Annotated in this window: 5 protein-coding genes; 2 read left to right on the top strand and 3 right to left on the bottom strand. The window is 72.0% G+C overall.

What is annotated here, in order from left to right:
- Together AC1DP0_RS18070 and serC are read right to left on the bottom strand one after the other, a co-directional pair.
- Positions 1–1,048: lytic transglycosylase domain-containing protein (locus tag AC1DP0_RS18070; protein ID WP_478087086.1), on the bottom strand; the 1,048-nt coding region annotated here is incomplete at its 3' end.
- A gap of 180 nt (positions 1,049–1,228) precedes the next feature.
- The gene (gene serC / locus AC1DP0_RS18065) at positions 1,229–2,353 is read right to left on the bottom strand and encodes a phosphoserine transaminase (protein WP_478087089.1); all 1,125 of its coding nucleotides are present in this window, start codon (positions 2,351–2,353) and stop codon (positions 1,229–1,231) included.
- Between the two features lie 54 nt (positions 2,354–2,407).
- Between serC and AC1DP0_RS18060 the strand changes: the two genes are divergently transcribed.
- Entirely contained in the window at positions 2,408–2,884 is a 477-nt protein-coding gene (locus AC1DP0_RS18060) for a hypothetical protein (protein ID WP_478087082.1), read from the top strand.
- A 35-nt stretch (positions 2,885–2,919) separates the two neighbouring features.
- Here the strand turns inward: AC1DP0_RS18060 and AC1DP0_RS18055 are convergent, their stop codons facing one another.
- Positions 2,920–4,041, bottom strand: a complete 1,122-nt coding sequence (locus AC1DP0_RS18055) for a citrate synthase 2 (RefSeq protein ID WP_478087080.1) — start codon at positions 4,039–4,041, stop codon at positions 2,920–2,922.
- Between the two features lie 94 nt (positions 4,042–4,135).
- Between AC1DP0_RS18055 and AC1DP0_RS18050 the strand changes: the two genes are divergently transcribed.
- Positions 4,136–4,762 (top strand): pentapeptide repeat-containing protein, encoded by a 627-nt coding sequence (locus AC1DP0_RS18050; protein ID WP_478087078.1) that lies wholly within the window; start codon positions 4,136–4,138, stop codon positions 4,760–4,762.
- Positions 4,763–4,906: the final 144 nt, after the last annotated feature.

Below are 4,906 nucleotides of genomic sequence, written 5' to 3'. Positions count from 1 at the left end.
GCTTCGGCGAGGGCGACCCCGAGGGCTTCGGGCCGGAAGGTGCGGGTGACGGCTTCGCCGAGGAGCTCGGTGCGGGGCGTGCGCTCGACGAAGTCGCCGGACGCGGGGCCGGCGAACCGGCATACGCGAAGCCGGAGCCGTCCGGGGTGGCCGAGCCGGTGCCGGAAGCGGGGCGCGCAGCGGGGAGCGCGCTCATCGGGACCACGGTGACGCCGCGGCGGTACGCGTCGGCGATGGACAGGACCGTGCGGACGTACGTGTCGGACTGGTTGTAGCGCATCACGGCCTTGTAGGCGGCGCCGGGCTGTCGCAGGTCCGTGCCACCCGAGCACAGCAGGACGCCGGCACCCGTCACGGCGTCGGTGAGGCTCTGCGGGTTGGCGACACCGTCCCCGTCGCCGTCGCGTCCGGCCAGCTTCCACGAGGACGGGATGAACTGCATGGGCCCGACGGCACGGTCGTAGACGGCGTCCCGGTCCAGGGCGCCGCCGTCGGTGTCGGTGATCCGGGCGGTGCCCTCCGAGCCGTCGAGCGGGATCCCGATGATCCCGGGACGGGCGATGCCGCTCGCGTCGAGGACGTTGCCGCCGAAGCGCGCGTGGTTGCTCTCGACGCGTCCGATGGCGCCGAGCAGCGCCCAGTCGACACCGCAGCCCGGCTTGATGCCGTCAAGGACGCCGGCAGCGCGCTGGTAGGCGGCGAGGGCCACCGAAGGTATGCCGTTCGCGTCCAGACGGACCGGGGCCAGCGAGGCGATGGCGGAGATCGCACCCCGCGCCTCGGGCGGCACGTCGACGCGCGCGTAGTCCTGGGTGAAGGTCTGGTAGATCGGGGGCAGCTGCATCGGTGCGGGGGCGGGACCCGCCTGCGGGTAGAGCGGGCTGCCCTCGGTGATGGCCTGGTCGGGCACGGTGATGGCTGATGTCGGCTGGACGGAATCGGTGCCGCGGGTGGCGGCGAACGTGATGCCGGCCGTGACCAGGGCGATGACCGGAACGGCGGCAGCGACCCGGCGCGCGGTGGTGCCTGCGCGGACGATGCGGACCATGGGAACTCCTCGATGCACTTCGCCGCCCCCGTTGGCGGTCTGCTCAGGTCAACGAGGCACCTACGCGAAGGTCACGCCGCCCGACCCTCCCAATCGAAAGAGCGATTCGTCCGACTCGGCGCGAAGCTGACCTCCACGCGATCGCGGACGAATCGCTCTTTCGATCCGGGCTGGGGCGGGTCAACCCAGGGCGGACACCACGTGGTCGATCGCCTGCGTCAGCTTCGTGACGTCCTCGGGGTCGACGGCCGGGAACATCGCGACGCGCAGCTGGTTGCGGCCGAGCTTGCGGTAGGGCTCGACGTCGACGATGCCGTTGGCACGCAGCGTGCTGGCGACCGCTGCCGCGTCGATCGAGTCGTCGAGGTCGACGGTGCCGACGACCTGCGAGCGGGCGGCGGGGTCGACCACGTAGGGGGTCGTCCAGCTCGTCCGCTCTGCCCAGTCGTAGAGCCGGCTCGAGGAGTCCTTGGTGCGGGCGGTGGCCCAGTCGAGGCCGCCGTTGCCGAGCATCCAGCGCAGCTGTGCGTTGAGCAGGGCGAGGGTGCTGAGCGACGGCGTGTTGTAGGTCTGGTTCTTCAGCGAGTTGTCGATCGCGGTCGGCAGGCTGAAGAAGTCAGGGACCCAGCGGCCGGTGGCGGCGATCTGCTCGACGCGGGCCAGGGCGGCGGGGGAGAAGGCGGCAAGCCACAGGCCGCCGTCGGAGGCGAAGCACTTCTGGGGGGCGAAGTAGTAGACGTCCGTCTCCGTGATGTCGACCGGCAGGCCACCCGCGCCGGACGTGGCGTCGATGAGCACGAGTGCGTCGTCGTCGGCGCCCTCGACCCGCTTGACGGGGGCCATGACGCCGGTCGAGGTCTCGTTGTGCGGCCACGCGTAGGCGTCGACGCCGGCCTCGGCGTGCGGCGTCGCGAGCGTGCCGGGGTCGGCCTTGACGATCGTCGGCTCGCCGAGGAACGGCGCCGCCGCGGTCACGTTGCCGAACTTGCTCGAGAACTCACCGAACGCGAGGTGCTGCGAGCGTTCGCGCACGAGGCCGAAGGCGGCGATGTCCCAGAAGGCGGTCGAGCCACCGTTGCCGAGGATGATCTCGTAACCGTCGGGCAGGGAGAAGAGGTCGCGCAGGCCAGATCGGACCTCGCCGACGAGGTTCTTGACCGGTGCCTGGCGGTGCGAGGTGCCGAGCACCGTGCGGCCGAGGGAGACGAGGTAGTCGAGCTGCTCGGGGCGCACCTTGGACGGGCCGGACCCGAACCGTCCGTCGGCGGGCAGCAGCCCGGCCGGGATGGTGATGGGCGGGGTCACGGCTGGCGCTTCGGTCACGGATTCACCTTGGGAGTGCGGCCACGTTGCGAGCAGGTGGCGGACGTGTTGAGGGCGGATGACACCGGTGTCACCGCGGCCATTGAACCCCAGCTGCCCACCCCTTGGACACCGGTGATCGTTGCGTGGGACGCCCGGCCGCATGGCTGCCCGCGGCGCGGAACGTCGTTGTCTCCCGACCCGACCGGCGGGATGCTGGATGGGCCGGAACGCTCGCCGACGGGTCTGGCCCCGACGGAAGGCCGAAGCATGTTCCTACGAAACGCAACGCGATCGTTGGCCGCGCTGATCGCGGCCGGCGCCGGACTTGTTCTCGGCGTCGCGACGGCCCTGGCCGCCGAGCCGATGTCGGAGGCGACAGGGAGGTCCGGCCTCTGGCCCCCGCCGCCCCGTCTCGCGCGCCCGGTCCTGGCTCCGGACGGCCTGGCGGACTGGGTCTTCGGCGCCGCGCTCCTGGTGGTGGCGACGGTGGCGTTCGCCTATCACCGGCGTGACGGCGCATCGCCGGACTGACGCCGCGCACCACCACTCGGGCCGCGCACCACCACTCAGTGCGAGATGTCCGGCGTCCAGCCGGCGACGTCCTCGGGCTTGCGCGGGCCCTCGCCGATGTAGCGGGACGACGGCCGGATGAGGCGGCCCGTCCGCTTCTGCTCGAGGATGTGCGCCGACCATCCGGCGGTGCGGGCGCAGGTGAACATCGGCGTGAACATCGAGGGTGGCACCTCGGCGAAGTCGAGGATGACGGCGGCCCAGAACTCGACGTTCGTCGCGAGCACCCGGTCGGGCCGGCGTGCGTGCAGCTCCTCGAGCGCGGCCTTCTCGAGGGCGGCAGCGGCCTCGTAGCGCGGGGCGCCGAGACGCTCACACGCCGAGCGGAGCACGCGGGCGCGCGGGTCCTCCGCGCGGTAGACGCGGTGGCCGAAGCCCATGAGGCGGTCGCCCTTGTCGAGGACCCCCTTGACGTAGGCCGTCGCGTCGCCCTGCTGCTCGACGCCGTCGAGCATGTGGAGCACGCGGGACGGCGCCCCGCCGTGGAGCGGCCCTGACATGGCGCCGACCGCCCCCGAGAGGGCTGCGGCGACGTCGGCGCCGGTGGAGGTGATGACGCGGGCCGTGAAGGTCGAGGCATTCATGCCGTGCTCGGCGGCGGAGACCCAGTAGGCGTCGACGGCCTCGACGTGCTTCGGGTCGGGCTCGCCGCGCCAGCGGATCATGAACCGCTCGGTGATGGTGCGGGCCTTGTCGACCTCGCTCTGCGGGACCATCGGCTTGTCGAGGCCCCGAGCCGACTGCCCGACGAACGACAGCGCCATGACGGCGGCGCGGGCCAGGTTGTCGCGCACCTCCTCGTCGTCGATGTCGAGCGTCGGCTTGAAACCCCACACGGGCGCGAGCATGGCGAGCGCGGACTGGACGTCGACGCGTACGTCCCCGGTGTGCACGGGCAGCGGGTAGGGCTCGGCGGGCGGGAGCCCGGGGTCGAACTCGTTGTCGACGAGGAGCCCCCAGACGTGGGCGAAGTCGACGTGACCGACGAGGTCGTTGATGTCGACGCCGCGGTAGCGGAGTGCCCCGCCCTCCTTGTCCGGCTCGGCAATGGTCGACTCGAAGGCGATGACGCCCTCGAGGCCGGGTTTGAAGTCAGGGTCGGGCGTGCTGTCTGCCATGTCGATCCTTGCTGTGCAGGCGGTACCACCGCGGTGTGGAGGCCGGCAGGCGTCGATGCGATGGAGCGTCGGTCGCGGCTGCCAGACTCACCGTATGCCGTCAGCCGCCGACCAGACACTCTTTGGTGAAGCCGTTTTCACCACCCGAGACCACCATCACGACGCCGTGCGCTTCGAGGGCACGGACTTCACCGGCGCGCACGCCGAGGGCCACACGTTCCTCGAGTGCTCGGTGCTCGGGGGCACGCTCGACGAGGCGCACCTCGAGGGGTCGCGCTGGTCCGAGTCCGAGTGGCAGCGAGTGGCCGGCGTCGGCGTGAGTCTCGTGGAGGCGAGCCTCGTCGAGACGACGATGGAGGGCTGCCGCCTCGCGGCCGTCTCGGCCTGGGGCTCGACGTGGCGTGACGTCACGGTGCGCGGGGGCAAGGTCGACTTCCTCAACCTGCGCGGGGCCCGCCTCAAGGACGTCGCGTTCGTCGACTGCGTCGTCGTCGAGCTCGACCTGCAGGAGGCCACGGTCGACGGGCTGACCTTCGAGGGCTGCACGCTGGTGGCGCCGACCTTCGGTCGTGGGAGGTACGCCGCGCTCGACCTCTCGGGGGCGACGCTGCGTTCGCCGGTCGGGCTCGCCGGGCTCAAGGGCGCGACGCTGAGCCGCTCCCAGGTCATCGACCTCGCCGACGCCCTGGCGCTGGAGCTCGGGATCGTCGTCGTCGACTGAGCGCGAGGGGGTGTCCCGCCGCGAAGGGGCCCTGGCGCCTGTGTCAGTGCTGCGTCGGGTGCAGCAGTGTCGTAGGGCCCGCGGGGTCAGTTGATCTGGTTCGGCTTGGCCCGACGCAGGGCCGCGGCGGCGGCATCCCTGGCC

Source organism: Terrabacter sp. P5_B1 (assembly GCF_056400505.1).
Note: the sequence above shows the minus strand (reverse complement) of the source record. Positions and strands in the feature narration are given on the sequence as shown.